This window comes from Pseudomonas sp. B21-036 (assembly GCF_024748925.1).
Lineage (GTDB): Bacteria > Pseudomonadota > Gammaproteobacteria > Pseudomonadales > Pseudomonadaceae > Aquipseudomonas > Aquipseudomonas palmensis.
Window position 1 is genome coordinate 1,350,954 of sequence record NZ_CP087178.1, and the last position, 14,954, is coordinate 1,365,907.

General features: G+C 66.0%; 14 protein-coding genes. 9 read left to right on the plus strand and 5 right to left on the minus strand.

Annotated elements, in window-relative coordinates:
- Nucleotides 1-247: 247 nt before the first annotated feature.
- The 6 genes from adk to LOY33_RS06030 all read left to right on the plus strand — a co-directional run bounded on the left by adk (nucleotide 248) and on the right by LOY33_RS06030 (nucleotide 4,509).
- The gene (gene adk, locus LOY33_RS06005; protein ID WP_043863224.1) at nucleotides 248-898 is read left to right on the plus strand and encodes an adenylate kinase; all 651 of its coding nucleotides are present in this window, start codon (nucleotides 248-250) and stop codon (nucleotides 896-898) included.
- An 88-nt stretch (nucleotides 899-986) separates the two neighbouring features.
- On the plus strand, nucleotides 987-1,661 hold the full coding sequence (gene tsaB, locus LOY33_RS06010; RefSeq protein ID WP_043863225.1) for a tRNA (adenosine(37)-N6)-threonylcarbamoyltransferase complex dimerization subunit type 1 TsaB: 675 nt from the start codon (nucleotides 987-989) through the stop codon (nucleotides 1,659-1,661).
- Between the two features lie 127 nt (nucleotides 1,662-1,788).
- Nucleotides 1,789-2,082 (plus strand): hypothetical protein, encoded by a 294-nt coding sequence (locus LOY33_RS06015; protein WP_043863226.1) that lies wholly within the window; start codon nucleotides 1,789-1,791, stop codon nucleotides 2,080-2,082.
- A 3-nt stretch (nucleotides 2,083-2,085) separates the two neighbouring features.
- A complete protein-coding gene (locus LOY33_RS06020) occupies nucleotides 2,086-2,949 on the plus strand; it encodes a DUF72 domain-containing protein (protein WP_213607016.1) in 864 nt (287 codons plus the stop codon).
- A gap of 33 nt (nucleotides 2,950-2,982) precedes the next feature.
- Nucleotides 2,983-3,813, plus strand: coding sequence for an oxaloacetate decarboxylase (locus tag LOY33_RS06025; RefSeq protein WP_123752959.1), 831 nt, complete (start codon nucleotides 2,983-2,985; stop codon nucleotides 3,811-3,813).
- A gap of 6 nt (nucleotides 3,814-3,819) precedes the next feature.
- Nucleotides 3,820-4,509, plus strand: a complete 690-nt coding sequence (locus LOY33_RS06030; protein WP_258662254.1) for an extensin family protein — start codon at nucleotides 3,820-3,822, stop codon at nucleotides 4,507-4,509.
- Here LOY33_RS06030 and LOY33_RS06035 read toward each other — a convergent pair.
- A complete protein-coding gene (locus tag LOY33_RS06035) occupies nucleotides 4,506-5,126 on the minus strand; it encodes a hypothetical protein (protein ID WP_043863230.1) in 621 nt (206 codons plus the stop codon). The two genes, LOY33_RS06030 and LOY33_RS06035, sit on opposite strands and share 4 nt — an antisense overlap.
- 99 nt (nucleotides 5,127-5,225) lie before the next feature.
- Between LOY33_RS06035 and LOY33_RS06040 the strand changes: the two genes are divergently transcribed.
- Nucleotides 5,226-6,005: a class I SAM-dependent methyltransferase gene (locus LOY33_RS06040; protein WP_043863231.1), complete on the plus strand. Its 780-nt coding sequence runs from the start codon at nucleotides 5,226-5,228 to the stop codon at nucleotides 6,003-6,005.
- Here LOY33_RS06040 and LOY33_RS06045 read toward each other — a convergent pair whose 3' ends face one another.
- Nucleotides 6,006-6,641 carry a TetR/AcrR family transcriptional regulator gene (locus LOY33_RS06045; RefSeq protein WP_043863232.1) on the minus strand — a complete coding sequence of 212 codons (636 nt, stop codon included), beginning with the start codon at nucleotides 6,639-6,641 and terminating at the stop codon, nucleotides 6,006-6,008. It lies immediately after the preceding gene.
- A 280-nt stretch (nucleotides 6,642-6,921) separates the two neighbouring features.
- Between LOY33_RS06045 and LOY33_RS06050 the strand changes: the two genes are divergently transcribed.
- Both LOY33_RS06050 and LOY33_RS06055 read left to right on the plus strand, forming a co-directional pair.
- Nucleotides 6,922-8,022 carry an efflux RND transporter periplasmic adaptor subunit gene (locus tag LOY33_RS06050; RefSeq protein ID WP_043863233.1) on the plus strand — a complete coding sequence of 367 codons (1,101 nt, stop codon included), beginning with the start codon at nucleotides 6,922-6,924 and terminating at the stop codon, nucleotides 8,020-8,022.
- 6 nt (nucleotides 8,023-8,028) lie between these two features.
- Nucleotides 8,029-11,094, plus strand: coding sequence for an efflux RND transporter permease subunit (locus LOY33_RS06055; RefSeq protein WP_043863234.1), 3,066 nt, complete (start codon nucleotides 8,029-8,031; stop codon nucleotides 11,092-11,094).
- 78 nt (nucleotides 11,095-11,172) lie between these two features.
- On the opposite strand, the gene LOY33_RS06060 is transcribed toward LOY33_RS06055, so the two are convergent.
- The 3 genes from LOY33_RS06060 to plsB are packed head-to-tail and all read right to left on the minus strand — an operon-like array spanning nucleotide 11,173 to nucleotide 14,802.
- Complete coding sequence (locus tag LOY33_RS06060; protein WP_043863235.1) at nucleotides 11,173-11,862, minus strand: DUF4197 domain-containing protein; 690 nt, start codon at nucleotides 11,860-11,862, stop codon at nucleotides 11,173-11,175.
- A gap of 32 nt (nucleotides 11,863-11,894) precedes the next feature.
- Complete coding sequence (locus LOY33_RS06065) at nucleotides 11,895-12,293, minus strand: YbaY family lipoprotein (protein ID WP_043863236.1); 399 nt, start codon at nucleotides 12,291-12,293, stop codon at nucleotides 11,895-11,897.
- A 13-nt stretch (nucleotides 12,294-12,306) separates the two neighbouring features.
- Nucleotides 12,307-14,802, minus strand: coding sequence for a glycerol-3-phosphate 1-O-acyltransferase PlsB (plsB, locus tag LOY33_RS06070; RefSeq protein WP_258662257.1), 2,496 nt, complete (start codon nucleotides 14,800-14,802; stop codon nucleotides 12,307-12,309).
- Between the last annotated feature and the right edge of the window lie 152 nt (nucleotides 14,803-14,954).

The window sequence follows — 14,954 nt, forward strand, 5'->3', positions numbered from 1 at the left end:
GCCAGTGCCCGGCGCGCGCCCCGAGCACCCGGGCGAAGCGGTTTCGCCCCCGGTTGCGCCGGGCGCAACCCGGGCACGAACGGGCCTCACGCAGTATTTTTTTCCGACTTTCGACCGCTTGTGTGGTCCGGGTGCGCTGTGTATCTTGAGCAGCCTTTTGACCGATTTGCGGTCATCACCCGATTCTTGGGATTGGCCCTGAGTGGCGAATCCATTGATTTGCTTATAAAAAATTGAGGAGCACAAGATGCGCGTAATTCTGCTGGGAGCTCCCGGGGCCGGTAAAGGTACTCAGGCAAAGTTCATCACCGAGAAGTTCGGTATTCCCCAGATTTCCACCGGCGACATGCTGCGTGCCGCGGTCAAGGCCGGCACCCCGCTGGGTCTGGAAGCCAAGGCGATCATGGACGCCGGCAAGCTGGTGTCCGACGAGCTGATCATCAACCTGGTCAAGGACCGCATCGCTCAGGCCGACTGCGCCAAGGGTTTCCTGTTCGACGGTTTCCCGCGCACCATTCCCCAGGCTGAAGCCCTGGTGAGCGCCGGCGTCGAGCTGGATGCCGTGGTCGAGATCGCCGTTGCCGACGAAGAGATCGTCCAGCGTATCGCCGGCCGCCGCGTGCACGAAGGTTCGGGTCGCGTTTACCACGTGGTCTACAACCCGCCGAAGGTTGAAGGCAAGGACGACGAGACCGGCGAGCCGCTGATCCAGCGCAAGGACGACACCGAAGAAACCGTGCGTCATCGCCTTTCGGTCTACCACGAGCAGACCAAGCCGCTGGTGGACTTCTACCAGAAGCTGTCGGCTGCCAACGGTGGCAAGCCCAAGTACAGCCACATCGAAGGCGTGGGCTCGGTCGATGCCATCACCGCCAAGGTGCTGGCCGCTCTGAGCTGATCACCGCTCGGATGTGCACACAACGGCCCGCTTGCGGGCCGTTGTTGTTTATAATGCCGTTCTTTTTTCTTGCCCCCTGGAACCCCCGATGACCACCTTGCTGGCCCTGGATACCGCCACTGAAGCCTGCTCCGTTGCCCTGCTGCATGACGGCAAGGTGCTCAGCCACTATGAGGTGATCCCGCGTCTGCACGCGCAGAAGCTGCTGCCGATGATCCAGACGATGCTGGCCGAAGCGGGCATCGCCCTGTCGGCCGTCGATGCGATTGCCTTCGGCCGCGGCCCCGGCGCCTTTACCGGGGTGCGGATCGCCATCGGCGTGGTGCAGGGCCTGGCGTTCGCCCTCGAGCGTCCGGTGCTGCCGGTGTCCAACCTGGCGCTGCTGGCCCAGCGCGCGTTGCGCGAGCACGGCGCCGAGCAGGTGGCGGCGGCGATCGATGCGCGCATGGACGAGGTGTACTGGGGCTGCTACCAGCAGCAGGCCGGCGAAATGCGCCTGCTGGGCAGCGAGGCGGTGCTGGCCCCCGAACAGGTCAGCCTGCCGCCGGGCGCGGCCGGCGACTGGTTCGGTGCCGGTACCGGCTGGGGCTACGCCGAGCGCCTGCCGGTGGCCGTCAGTGGCCAGGACGCCGGCATGCTGCCCCACGCCCTCGACCTGCTGACCCTGGCGCGGTTCGCCTGGGACCGGGGCGAAGGTATTGCGCCCGATCTCGCCCAACCGGTGTACCTGCGCGACAAGGTGGCCACGCCCAAGGCGCGGTAAACCGCTGGTCGTCTATCGCCGTTGCGCATAAACCTTTTGCTCGATATGTGGTCCAGTTATCAGTCGGGCATTTGCGAAGTCTCTCAGGTGCCGCTAAATTGCCATCATTGCTCCTGAGTAATCGTTCATGCGTGTCGACGGCTTCTCTTCCCAGTCCTATCCGATCAAGCGCCCGCTGCGCAAGCCGCCGGTGCGCGAAGAGGACGTGGACGAAGACCTGCCGGGCGAGTTCGAGGCGCAGCCGTCGCCCTCAGGTGCTGCAGGCGGCGCCAGCCGCAGCGGCCTGCCGGTGCGCCAGCAGGACATGATCTTCCCGCGGGCGCGCAACAAGCGCACCGCCCAGGCCCTGGCCAGCTACCTGACCACTGCCGGCTTCGTGGACTGGGAGATGGAAGTGCTGGGGTTGGACCTGTACATTTGAGGCATGACGCCTTTACCTTACTTTCTCGGTTGCCCGTCCTGGAGTGAAAACGCCTGGCGCGAGTACCTGTACCCCGCGGAGGCCAGACCCAGCGACTTTCTCGGCCTCTACTGCCAGGTGTTCAATGCGGTGGAGGGCAACACCACCTTCTATGCGCGCCCCGCGCCCGCCACCCTGGAACGCTGGGCACAGATCATGCCCGCGCACTTTCGCTTCACCGCCAAGTTCCCCGGCGACATCAGTCATGCAGACGACCTGCGTCAGCAATGCGTGGCCGCGCACACCTTCATCAACCTGCTCAAGCCGCTGGGCGCCCGTGTGGCGCCCTACTGGTTGCAGCTGCCTGCCAGCTTCGGTCCGGCACGCCTGGGCGAGCTGGTGGCGTTCATCGACGAGGTGGACGTGCCGCTGGCGGTGGAGGTGCGCAACAAGGCCTTCTTCGCCAAGGGTGAGGAGGAACGTCTGCTCAATCGGCTGTTGCTCGATCGCGGCGTCGAACGCATCTGCCTGGACCCGCGTGCCCTGTTCAGTTGCACCTCGCGCGATCCGGGCGTGCTGCATGCCCAGTCCAAGAAACCGCGGGTGCCGCCACGCCCTGCCGCCTTCAGCCAGAGCCCGCAGGTGCGCTTCATCGGCCACCCGGAACTGGCGGCCAACGAGCCGTTTCTGTTGCCGTGGCTGGACAAGGTCGCGGCCTGGATCGAGGAGGGGCGCACCCCGTACGTTTTCCTGCATACTGCCGACAACCGCCTGGCAGCCGCGCTGGCGCAGCGTTTTCATCAGGGCCTGATGGAGCGCCTGCCCGGCTTGCCGGCCTTGCCTGAACTGCACAGGGCGCCCGCAGCCGAGCAGCTTGGCCTGCTCTGACCGCCCCGTACCGCCTGCTCTGGAGTCGTGATCATGGATGTGCAAACCCTGCGTGCCGAAGCCTTCAAGGCGCTGCATGAACGTGATGGCGCCTTTGTCATCCCCAACCCCTGGGATGCAGGCTCGGCCAAGCTGCTGGCCAGCCTCGGCTTCGAGGCGCTGGCCACCACCAGCGCCGGCCTGGCGTTCTCGCTGGGGCGCCCCGATGCCGAAGGCGCCATGAGCCTGGAGGAAACCCTGGGCAACGCGCGCAGCATTGTCGATGCCACCGCTCTGCCGGTGGCTGCAGACCTCGAGAACGGCTTCAGCGATACGCCCAAGGGCTGCGCCGAGGCCATCCTGCAGGCCGCCGCTGTGGGGCTTGTAGGCGGCTCCATCGAGGATGCCAGCGGCAACCCGCAAGAGCCGATCTATGGCTTTCATCAGGCAGTGGAGCGCGTCGAGGCAGCCGTTGCGGCGGCGCGCAGCCTGGAGTTCCCGTTCACCCTGTGTGCCCGCGCCGAAAACCTGCTGCACGGGCGCCTGGACCTGGACGACACCATCAAGCGCCTGCAGGCCTTTGCCGAGGCCGGTGCCGATGTGCTGTACGCGCCGGGCTTGCGCAGCGCCGAGGAGATTCGCCAGGTGGTGCAGGCCGTGGCGCCCAGGCCGGTCAACGTGCTGATGGGGCTGAGCGGGGTGGGCCTGAGCGTAAGCGACCTGCAGGCGCTCGGGGTCAAGCGCATCAGCGTCGGCTCGTCGCTGGCGCGTGCGGCCTACGGCGCATTCTTCCACGCCGCCGAACGGATCCAGCAGCAGGGCCGCTTCGACTATGCCGAACAGGCGCTGCCGTTCGACCAGCTCAACCAGTTGTTCAGGCGCTGATCGTCCATGCGGGGAGTGGGCATTTTCCTGGCGATAGCGATGGCGGCGGGGCTGGTGGCCTGGCAACAGGGCTGGCGCCTGCCGGCTGCCTGGAACCCGTGGGCGGTGCTGGACGTCAAGGCGCCCCCGAACCTGCTGACCCCCTACAAGCTGAGCCGCCTGCAGGATGACCCCAGGCTTTGCGAACAGGCCCTGGCCACCTCGACGCTGCGCTACAGCAAGCAGGCCGACAGCGCGCCAGATGTGGCCTGCCCGCTGCACAACGTGGTGCGGGTGCAGGGCTCGGGCGTGCGCCTGAGCAGCAGTTTTCTGGCCAGTTGCCCGGTGGCGGTGGCCTTCGCGCTGTTCGAGCGCCACGGCCTGCAACCGGCCGCGCAGCGTGCATTCGGCCAGGCGGTGGTGCAGGTCGATCACCTGGGCAGTTTTGCCTGTCGCAATGTGTACGGGCGCAAGGAAGGGCGGCGCAGCCAGCATGCCAGCGCCAATGCGCTCGACATCGCCGGGTTCAGGCTGGCCGATGGGCAGCGCATCGAGGTGCTGCGCGACTGGCCGGGTGAGGGGGTGAAAGCGAAGTTTCTACGCGAGGTGCAGGCTGGCGGCTGCGACAGTTTCAACACGGTGCTGGGGCCTGACTACAACGCTGCCCACCGCAACCACTTCCACCTGGATATGGGCTTCTGGCAGATCTGCCGTTAGGCGGCGATGCGCACGTTGTTCAGTACCACCGGACGGGCCCAGCTGAGGTCGAACTCCAGCTCCGACTGCTGCTTGAGCAGCGTGGCCTGGTCGAACGGCTCCGGCGCCGGGTCGAGCAGGCTGGCTTCCAGCTCCGCGATCGGCAGGTGCAGCGGGTAGGGTTGCGGCGCAGGGCCTGGCTGCGGCAGCGGATGACCCTGGCTCATCACCACCGGGCGCACCCAGTTGTTGCTGATGTCCAGCTGGCGCTGCTGCTCCACCAGTTCCAGCGCGCTGAATGGCGGCGCAGGCTTGTCCAGCAGGTCCAGTTCGAATTCGGCAATCGGCAGGAACAGCGGCTCGGGCGGGGCGACGATGGTGTCGTGCACGTCGCACAGGCGCTGGCTGTGGATCTGCGCCAGGGTCTGGCTGCCGGCAATCGGTTCGCCGGTGACGGTGTCGACCTCGGGGACCGCCAACTGACCTTCCTGCGCACCTTCACCCTGCTGCTCTGCCAACGCCTGGGCAAAGAAGTCCTGCCACAGGTGGCTGACGCCGCCGAGGGTCTGGGTGTTGTGCCGGGCAAAGTCGCCGACGGGCGACAAATAACCGGAAGGGAGCTGAAGAATGTCTGACATGGCAGTCGAAGGCTGTCCGGGTCTGGCAAAATAGCGATTACTGCGGTTATCGGCACAGGCCGGCAATCATTTAATTTTTTTGTGTGGGGAAGGTGAGCGGTGGAGCAACTGGCGGACGGCGGTATCCGGGTCGAGGCGTTGGCTGCCGAGTATCAGGCACAGGCCGAGCACTGGGCGGTGCGCCTGGGCTTGCCGCTGCAGGATGCGTCGGCGGCCTTTGCCGTGCAGGTGGGCGAGACCGGCCTGCAGATCCAGCAGTTGGGCCCGCAGGCACCGGGCCCGGTGCGGGTGGATTTCGTCGAGGGCGCGGCGGCCCATCGTCGGGTGTTCGGCGGGGGCAGCGGGCAGATGATCGCCAAGGCGGTCGGCATCGCCCAGGGCGTGCGCCCACGGGTGCTGGATGCCACGGCAGGACTGGGCAAGGACGCCTTCGTGCTGGCCAGCCTGGGCTGCCAGATGCAACTGATCGAGCGCCAGCCGCTGGTGGCGGCGCTGCTCGAGGATGGCCTGGCGCGTGCGGCAGCGGATGCCGAGGTGGGCCCCATCGTGGCCCGCATGCAGCTGCTGGCAGGCAACTCCATCGAGCGCATGCGCGACTGGCAGGGCGAACCGCCGCAGGTGATCTACCTCGATCCGATGTTCCCGCACCGCGACAAGAGCGCCCTGGTGAAAAAGGAGATGCGCGTGTTCCGCCCGCTGGTGGGCGATGACCTGGATGCCCCGGCACTGCTGGAGGCCGCCCTGGCCCTGGCCAGCCACCGGGTGGTGGTCAAGCGCCCGCGCAAGGCGCCGATCATCGACGGGCCCAAGCCCAGCCATAGCCTGGAAGGCAAGTCGAGCCGCTACGACATCTACCCCAAGAAAGCCCTCAAGCCCTGACTAGGGGCGGTAGGCCCGCAAAAACACCGCCACCACATCCTGCACATGTGCCTCGGCAGCCTCGGCGTCCAGCGCCGGGGAGTAGCCGAGCAGCAGGCGATAGTTCGGCGCCCCCTTGAGCAGGCAGAAGAAGTGCTCGGCCGCCCTGGCCGGCTGCTCGATACGCAGCAGGCCATGCTGGTCGACGCGCTGCAGCAGTGCTTCCATCTCGCGCAGCACGCGCAACGGGCCGGCTTCGAAGAAGATCTGGCTGAGCTTGGGGTCCTGGGTGCCCAGGGCCATGATCAGGCGGCTGAGCTTGACCGATTGATCGCTGTTGATCAGCGCCTGGAAGCCGCGCCCGATGTTCAGCAGGACCTGCTCCACCGACGTGCCTTCGGTCAGTTCGAAGAACAGTTCGGGCAACTGGGCCGTGCAGGTGGCCACGATCGCCGAGGAGAACAGTGTCTCCTTGTCGTTGAAGTGGCTGTAGACCGTCAGTTTCGAAACCCCTGCCGCATTCGCGACCGCATCCATGCTGGTGTTGGCGTAACCGTGGGTGAGAAACAGGGCTTTGGCCGCCTCGAGGATGGCCTGGCGCTTGGCGAGGTCCTTGGGCCGGCCGGGGCCGTTGGGGGCGCTGGTTTCGTTTGGCATGAATGACACGTACAGGTTCGTTAAGGGGTACAGGGTACACCGTGGTCGCCGCCTGGGGGCTGCAATCTGCTTTTTGAACGCCTATCAGCGCCAGTGATGGCGGGTGGAAGTGGCTTTTTCGGCTCCACGGAGGGCCCAAGCGGCAGGTCCAGGTGTCAGTTCGGTGCGTGCGACGACCCTGAAATTTCTGTCCGACAATCGCTTCCCGGCGCCGTTGCGCTGATTTACTATACCCGCCGGTATAAATATTAGATGCGCTACTCACGGAAGGTTCTCGATCATGTTGCGCCATGCCTTGCCCCTTGCATTCCCGCTTACCCTTGCCTTGCTGCTGAGCGGCTGCGGGCAGGAGAGTCCCCCGCCAAGCACCCTGCGCCCGGCCATGGTGGTGCAGCCGCAGCTGTCCACGGCGGCGGTCGACAGCTACCCCGGCGAAGTGCGCGCCCGGCTCGAGCCGGAGTTGGCGTTTCGTATTCCCGGCAAGGTCAGCAAGCGCCTGGTGGAGGAGGGCCAGCGGGTCAAGGCCGACCAGCCATTGGCCGAGCTCGACCCGCAGGACGTGCGCCTGCAGCTGGAGGCCAGCCGCGCGCAGATGGCAGCGGCCCAGGCCAACCTGAGCCTGGTCAAGGCCGAGCGCGACCGCTACCAGACCCTGCTGGAACGCCAGATGGTCAGCCGCTCGCAGTTCGACAACGCCGAAAACCTGTACCGCGCAGGCCTGGCGCGAGCCAACCAGGTGCGCGCCGAATTCGATGTGGCCGGCAACCAGGCCGGCTATTCGGTGCTGCGCGCGCCACAGGACGGGGTGGTGGCCAAGCGTCAGGTCGAGGTGGGCCAGGTGGTGGCTGCCGGGCAGACCGTGTTCACCCTGGCCGCTGATGGCGAGCGCGAGGTGCTGATCAGCCTGCCGGAGCAGAACTTCGGCCGCTTCAAGGTCGGCCAGCCGGTGTCGGTGGAGCTGTGGTCGCAACCGGATACGCGCTTCGAGGGTCGCATCCGCGAGCTGTCGCCGGCCGCCGACCCGCGGTCACGTACCTTCGCTGCGCGCATCGCGTTCGCGGCCGGCAAGGTGCCCGCAGAACTGGGGCAGAGCGCACGGGTGTTCATCCAGCACGCCGAGCAGGTGCCGTTGGCGGTGCCGCTGTCGGCCCTGAGCGCCGAGAACGGCCAGACCTACGTGTGGCGGGTGGAGCCTGACAATACGCTCAAGCGCACCGTGGTGCGGGTTGGCGCCTACGGCCAGGCCAGCGTGCCGGTGCTCGAAGGCCTCAAGCCCACCGATTGGGTGGTGGCGGCTGGCGGCCATGTGCTGCACGAGGGGCAGCAGATACGACCGGTGGACCGGTCCAATCGCGTGGTGAATCTGGCGGCCAAGGAGTAAGTCCCGATGGGTTTCAACCTTTCCGCCTGGGCGCTGCGCAATCGCCAGATCGTGCTGTTCCTGATGGTGCTGCTGGCCCTGGTCGGCACGCTTTCGTATACCAAGCTGGGCCAGAGCGAAGACCCGCCGTTCACCTTCAAGGCCATGGTGATCAAGACCAACTGGCCGGGGGCGAGCGCCGAGGAAGTCTCGCGCCAGGTCACCGAACGCATCGAGAAGAAGCTGATGGAGACGGGCGAGTACGAGAAGATCGTCTCGTTCTCGCGCCCTGGTGAGTCCCAGGTCACTTTCATGGCCCGCGACTCGATGCATTCCAAGGATGTTCCCGAGCTGTGGTACCAGATCCGCAAGAAGGTCGCGGACATTCGCCACACCTTGCCGCCGGGTATCCAGGGGCCGTTCTTCAACGACGAGTTCGGCACCACGTTCGGCAATATCTATGCACTGACCGGTGAAGGTTTCGACTACGCGGTGCTCAAGGACTACGCCGACCGCGTGCAGATCCAGCTGCAACGGGTAAAGGATGTGGGCAAGGTCGAGCTGCTCGGCCTGCAGGACGAGAAGATCTGGATCGAGCTGTCGAACCTCAAGCTGGCGACCCTGGGCCTGCCGCTTGAAGCTGTGCAGCAGGCGCTGGAGGAACAGAATGCGGTGACCACCGCAGGCTTTTTCGAAACCCCCAGCGAGCGCCTGCAACTGCGCGTGAGCGGGCGTTTCGAGACGGTGGAGCAGATCGAGCAGTTCCCCATTCGGGTGGGCGAGCGCACCTTCCGTATCAGCGATGTGGCCGATGTGCGCCGCGGTTTCAACGATCCGCCCGCGCCACGCATGCGCTTCATGGGCGAAGACGCCATCGGCCTGGCGGTATCGATGAAGGCCGGTGGTGACATCCTGGTGCTGGGCAAGGCCCTTGAGGTCGAGTTTGCCCGTATCTCGGCCAATCTGCCGGCCGGCATGCAGCTGCGCAAGGTGTCCGACCAGCCGGCCGCCGTGAAAACCGGGGTAGGCGAGTTCGTGCAGGTGCTGGTGGAAGCACTGGCCATCGTGCTGCTGGTGAGCTTCTTCTCGCTGGGCATGCGCACCGGCCTGGTGGTGGCGCTGGCGATTCCGCTGGTGCTGGCGATGACGTTTGCCGCGATGTATTACCTCGGGATCGGCCTGCACAAGATTTCCCTGGGGGCACTGGTGCTGGCGCTGGGGCTGTTGGTGGATGACGCGATCATTGCGGTGGAGATGATGGCGATCAAGATGGAGCAGGGCTTCGATCGCTTCAAGGCCGCCAGCTACGCCTGGACCAGCACCGCCTTCCCGATGCTCACCGGCACCCTGATCACCGCGGCGGGCTTTCTGCCGATTGCCACGGCGCAGTCGGGCACGGGCGAGTACACCCGCTCGATCTTCCAGGTGGTGACCATTGCCCTGATTGCCTCGTGGATCGCTGCCGTGGTGTTCGTGCCGTACCTGGGCGAGCGGCTGCTGCCAGACCTGGCCAAGCTGCACGCGGCCAAGCACGGCACCACCGATGGCGCCACCGACCCCTATGGCACGCCGTTCTACCAGCGTGTACGGCGGCTGGTGGGCTGGTGCGTGGCGCACCGCAAGACGGTGATCGTGGCGACCCTGGGCCTGTTCGTGCTCAGCGTGCTGTCGTTTCGCTTCGTGCCCCAGCAGTTCTTCCCGGCCTCCGGACGGCTGGAGCTGATGGTCGACCTGAAGCTGGCCGAGGGCGCCTCGCTGAGCAACACCGCCGAGCAGGTCACGCGCCTGGAGGCCCTGCTCAAGGAGCGCGCCGGCATCGACAACTATGTGGCCTACGTGGGCACCGGCTCGCCGCGCTTCTACCTGCCCCTGGACCAGCAGTTGCCGGCAACCAGCTTCGCCCAGTTCGTGGTGCTGGCCAAGACCATCGAGGAGCGCGAGGCGCTGCGCAGCTGGCTGATCGAGACCCTGAACGAGCAGTTCCCGGACCTGCGTTCGCGGGTCACGCGCCTGGAAAACGGCCCGCCCGTGGGCTACCCGGTGCAGTTCCGGGTCACCGGCGAGCACATCGAGGAGGTGCGTGCACTGGCGCGCAAGGTGGCGGCCCGGGTGCGCGAGAACCCGCATGTGGTGAACGTGCACCTGGACTGGGAAGAGCCGAGCAAGGTGATCTACCTGAGTATCGACCAGGACCGTGCCCGGGCCCTGGGGATCAGCACCGCGCACCTGGCCAAGTTCCTGCAAAGCTCGCTGACCGGTTCGTCGGTCAGCCAGTTCCGCGAAGACAACGAGCTGATCGAGATCCTGCTGCGCGGCACGCGCCAGGAGCGCACCGAGCTGACCAACCTGTCGAGCCTGGCGGTGCCCACCGAGAATGGGCGCAGCGTTGCGCTGTCGCAGGTGGCGACGCTGGAGTACGGCTTCGAGGAAGGCATCATCTGGCACCGTAATCGCCTGCCGACGGTGACGGTACGTGCCGACATCTATGGCAAGGAGCAGCCGGCGACCCTGGTCAAGCAGATACTGCCGACCCTGGAGCCGGTGCGTGCCGAGCTGCCGGATGGCTACCTGCTGGAAGTGGGCGGTACGGTGGAGGATTCGACCCGCGGGCAGAATTCGGTGAATGCCGGGGTGCCACTGTTCATCGTGGTGGTGTTGAGCTTGCTGATGGTGCAGTTGCGCAGCTTCTCGCGCACGGTGATGGTGTTCCTCACCGCGCCATTGGGGCTGATCGGGGTGGTGCTGTTCCTGATGGTGTTCCGCCAGCCGTTCGGCTTCGTGGCGATGCTGGGCACCATTGCGCTGTCGGGGATGATCATGCGCAACTCGGTGATTCTGGTGGACCAGATCGAGCAGGACATCGCGGCCGGGCTGGACCGTTGGCAGGCGATCATCGAGGCCACGGTGCGGCGCTTCCGGCCGATCGTGCTGACCGCGCTGGCGGCGGTGCTGGCTATGATTCCGTTGTCGCGCAGCGTGTTCTTCGGGCCGATGGCGGTGGCGATCATGGGCGGGCTGATCGTGGCCACGGCGTTGACGCTGCTGTTCCTGCCGGCGCTGTATGCGGCGTGGTTCAAGGTGCGCAAGCCCTGAGAAGGCGTTCGCCGGCAAGGCCGGCTCCTACGGGGGCACTGCGCATCCTGTAGGAGCCGGCCTTGCCGGCGAAGGGCCCTAGAGGGCGCCGAAGACCTTCTTGGCCAGGCTGGTAGCCGCGGCCGCCGGGTTCTGGCGGATCGTCGCTTCCTGCTTGCCGATCATCTCGAACAGGCCATCCAGCGCCTGCTCGGTCACATAACCCTCGACGTTGGCGTTCTTGCTGTCCAGCAGGCCCAGCGACGAGGCCTGCCCGGCAAAGCTGTTGTACTGCTTGGCCAGGCCGACCTGGTCGGTGGCCTGCTTGACGATGGGCAGGAACTTGGCACGGATCTGCTCGCGGCTGGTCTTGTTCAGGTACTGGGTGGCCGAATCGTTGCCACCGCTGAGAATACCCTTGGCATCGGCCACGCTCATCTTCTTGACCGCATCCACCAGCAACGCCTGGGCCTGCGGTACTGCCGCCTCGGCCGCCTTGTTCATGCTGGCCTCGAGCTGGTCGACCTCGGCGCCCATGCCGAATTTCTTCATGGCCTTGGCAGCCTTGCCCAGGTTGCCCGGCAGCTCGATGCGCACGTCCGGGTTGTTGCTGAAGCCGCCTGGGGTGCCCAGTTGCTTGACGGCAATCTGCGCACCCTGGGTCAGGGCATCCTTGAGGCCGCCGGTGGCGTCCTTCTGCGACAGGTCGCCGAGTGACAGGGCCAGCGCACTGGCCGACAACAGCAGGCCGGCACACAGGCCGGTAAAGGTAAGAGCAGGGCGGAACATGGCAGCATCCTTATCCAAAGGCAAAAAGGGGATCAGCGAACGGCGTCGACCTTGATTCGTACAGGCTGGGCGTCGCTACCGTCCAGCTGCACGCCGTGGTGTTCGGTGTTGATGAACAGCAGCTTGCCGTCCAGCTCGATGCGCGCGCTCACGGCATAGCGGTGGCCCGGCTTGACCTGTGCCGGGTCGTAGCTCAGGTGAAACGGCAGGGGCACCTGGCCTTTTACCGGGCCGCTCTGGTTGGCCAGGGTGACGGCTGGCGCATCGGCCAGCGACACGTCCTGCAGGCTGACGCTCAGGGTGGCTGCCGGTGGCAGGGCGATGCGCTGCAGGTAGAACACCTCGCCGTCCAGGCTGGCCTTGGAGGGTGACGGGGTGCTGCTGCAGGCGGCCAGCAGGCTGCCCAGCACAGCCAGGGTCAATTTCTTCATCGTGTACTCCTGTTCAGACTTGTTGCTCGGTGTGTTCGTTGGTTTCGTCGCTGCGCTGCAAGGCCACCTGGCGGATCGACAGGCGCACCTCGGCCGACAGCACGCGCTTGGCGGCGCCTTCGGCCAGCTCGCTGAGTTTTTCATGGTAGCCGAGCTTGCCCGCCGCATCCGGGCGCAGCACGCCCTGTTCGATCTGGGTCTGGATGAAGTGGCGGAACAGGCTCTTGTCGAAGAATTCCGGGGCGTTCAGGCCATGCAGGATCGACAGGCGCTGGGCCATGACCACGCACAGGTCTTCCAGCTCTTCGGCGCTGAGGGTGTGCTGGCCGCTGTTGAGCAGCAGCGCGGTGGCCATGTAGAAGCGCTGCAGGGTCTGGGTGATGGCCCGCGCCAGCAGGGTCAGCAGCACGAACTGGCGCGAACTCGGGGCCGGGCGCAGGTACACGCCGTTCTCGAAACGCAGCAGGCCCTGTTCGACGAATGCCTCCAGCCACTGGTCGATCACCCCGTCGAGCTCCTGGGCATCCCAGCGGATGAACAGCTCCGACTGCAGATACGGGTACAGCGCGCGGGTGTAGCGGCCGATCAGTTCGCGGCTGATGCGCGAGCTGCTCTGGAAGAAGCTTGCCAGCAGCGCCGGCAGGGCGAAGATGTGCAGTACGTTGTTGCGGTAGTAGGTCATCAGTACCGCGTTGTTTTCATCCAGGTACAGGATGCGCCCCAGCGCGTCCTGCTGCTCGGCCAGCAGGTCCATGCCGCGCACGTGGCCGATCAGCGCCAGGCCGTCGCCTTCGGGCAGGGTGGTATGGGCCGAGTAGGGCACCTGGCGCAGCAGCGCCAGGTACAGGTCCAGTACCCGCGCCAGGGCGCGTTCGTCCAGGGCCAGGCGGCTGGTGGACAGCAGCGCCAGGGCCACCAGGTTGACCGGGTTGATCGCGGCGGCCTCGTTCAGGTGCTGCGCGACCTTCTCGCCCAGGCGCGAGGTGGTTTCGTTGAGCCAGGCCGGGCGGAACTGCGGGCTGTGGTCCTGTTCGCGCCAGCCCGGTTGCTGCTGGTCGAGGAAGCTGGCCAGGCGGATCGGCTCGCCGAAGTTCACGGCCACCTGGCCAAAGCGCTGCTTGAGCGCGCCGATGACCTTGAAGATGTCGAAGATCGATTCCTTCTTCTTGCTCGCCCCGCGCAGCTCGCCCAGGTAGGTGCGGCCTTCGAGCACGCGCTCGTAGCCGATGTACACCGGCACGAACACGATCGGGGTGCGCGAGGAGCGCAGAAAACTGCGCAGGGTGATCGCCAGCATGCCGGTCTTGGGCTGCAGCATGCGCCCGGTGCGCGAGCGCCCGCCCTCGACGAAGTACTCCACCGGGAAGCCCTTGGTGAACAGGGTGTGCAGGTACTCGTTGAACACCGCGGTGTACAGCGGGTTGCCCTTGAAGGTGCGGCGCATGAAGAACGCACCTCCGCGGCGCAGCAGGCTGCCGATCACCGGCATGTTGAGGTTGATGCCGGCGGCGATGTGCGGCGGCGTCAGGCCGTTGCGAAACAGCAGGTACGACAGCAGCAGGTAGTCGATGTGGCTGCGATGGCAGGGCACGTAGATCACCTCGTGCCCCGGCGCGATGCCTTGCACCTGTTCGATATGGTTGACCTTGATGCCGTCGTAGATCTTGTTCCAGAACCAGCTCAGCACCACTTCGAGGAAGCGGATGGCGGTGTAGGTGTAGTCCGAGGCGATCTCGTTGCCATAGCGCAGGGCCTGGGCCTCGGCCTTGGCCAGCGGGATGTTCTCGCGCTGGGCCTCGTCGCTGATGGCCTGGCGTACCAGCGGGTCGTGGATCAGGCCCTTGACCAGGTTGCGCCGGTGCGAGATGTCGGGGCCGATGACGGCGGTCTTGAGGTTGCGAAAATGCACCCGCAGCAGGCGCTGGGCCATGCGCACGGTGCGTTCGTGGCCCTTGTTGTGCTCGACCAGCTCACGCAGATGGATCGGCGCGGAAAACTGCACGCGGGTCTTGCGCCCCAGGATCAGCACGGTAAGCAGCCGGCGCAGGCGCCCGGTGACGGCCCAGCTGTCGGCGAACAACAGCTTCCACGGGCTCGATTCGCTGGCCGGCGACTGGCCCCAGAACACGCTGACCGGAATGATCTGCGCGTCCTGTTCGGCGTGCTGGCTGACCAGGTTGACCAGGCGCGTCAGCGTCGGCGGTGCGCCGCGCTTGTCGTGGCGGCCCAGCCAGTCGGGCTCGGGGGTCAGGTAGAAGAACGCCGCCGGCTCCATCACCGGGCCTACCGCCACGGGCAGCACCGGGCGCGGAAGCCCGGCTTTGGTGCATTCGCGGTCGAGCACGGCCAGATCGGTGAGCGCGGGTGATTGCAGCACGTAGAACACCGGACGGCTGCGGTCCAGGTTCAGCGAGAAGGATGACTGGTTGATGGTTTCGGAGCGCACCCACAGGTACAGCAGTCGGCGCAGGGCGCCGAAGATCAGGCGGCGCAAGGGGGAACGGGTCATTCGGTAGGTGCCCTGGGTAATGGGATTCGAGCAGATGCTCAGTAGGTTAGTGTGCCGTATCCGCGCAAGTTCAGCAAAAAGCGCCCCGGTCATGAAAATTGTTGAATGGCTGCGTTATAGTCGGTCCGCCACTTGCAGGACAAATCCGCAAG

Excerpts from the sequence above, each read along its gene's own strand:
- LOY33_RS06055 (WP_043863234.1), top strand. The coding sequence starts at position 8,029 with ATGGGTTTCAACCTTTCCGCCTGGGCGCTGCGCAATCGCCAGATCGTG.
- LOY33_RS06045 (WP_043863232.1), bottom strand. The coding sequence starts at position 6,641 with ATGCCAAACGAAACCAGCGCCCCCAACGGCCCCGGCCGGCCCAAGGAC.
- LOY33_RS06020 (WP_213607016.1), top strand. The coding sequence starts at position 2,086 with ATGACGCCTTTACCTTACTTTCTCGGTTGCCCGTCCTGGAGTGAAAAC.
- LOY33_RS06030 (WP_258662254.1), top strand. The coding sequence starts at position 3,820 with ATGCGGGGAGTGGGCATTTTCCTGGCGATAGCGATGGCGGCGGGGCTG.
- tsaB (WP_043863225.1), top strand. The coding sequence starts at position 987 with ATGACCACCTTGCTGGCCCTGGATACCGCCACTGAAGCCTGCTCCGTT.
- adk (WP_043863224.1), top strand. The coding sequence starts at position 248 with ATGCGCGTAATTCTGCTGGGAGCTCCCGGGGCCGGTAAAGGTACTCAG.
- LOY33_RS06060 (WP_043863235.1), bottom strand. The coding sequence starts at position 11,862 with ATGTTCCGCCCTGCTCTTACCTTTACCGGCCTGTGTGCCGGCCTGCTG.
- LOY33_RS06035 (WP_043863230.1), bottom strand. The coding sequence starts at position 5,126 with ATGTCAGACATTCTTCAGCTCCCTTCCGGTTATTTGTCGCCCGTCGGC.
- plsB (WP_258662257.1), bottom strand. The coding sequence starts at position 14,802 with ATGACCCGTTCCCCCTTGCGCCGCCTGATCTTCGGCGCCCTGCGCCGA.
- LOY33_RS06065 (WP_043863236.1), bottom strand. The coding sequence starts at position 12,293 with ATGAAGAAATTGACCCTGGCTGTGCTGGGCAGCCTGCTGGCCGCCTGC.
- LOY33_RS06050 (WP_043863233.1), top strand. The coding sequence starts at position 6,922 with ATGTTGCGCCATGCCTTGCCCCTTGCATTCCCGCTTACCCTTGCCTTG.
- LOY33_RS06015 (WP_043863226.1), top strand. The coding sequence starts at position 1,789 with ATGCGTGTCGACGGCTTCTCTTCCCAGTCCTATCCGATCAAGCGCCCG.
- LOY33_RS06025 (WP_123752959.1), top strand. The coding sequence starts at position 2,983 with ATGGATGTGCAAACCCTGCGTGCCGAAGCCTTCAAGGCGCTGCATGAA.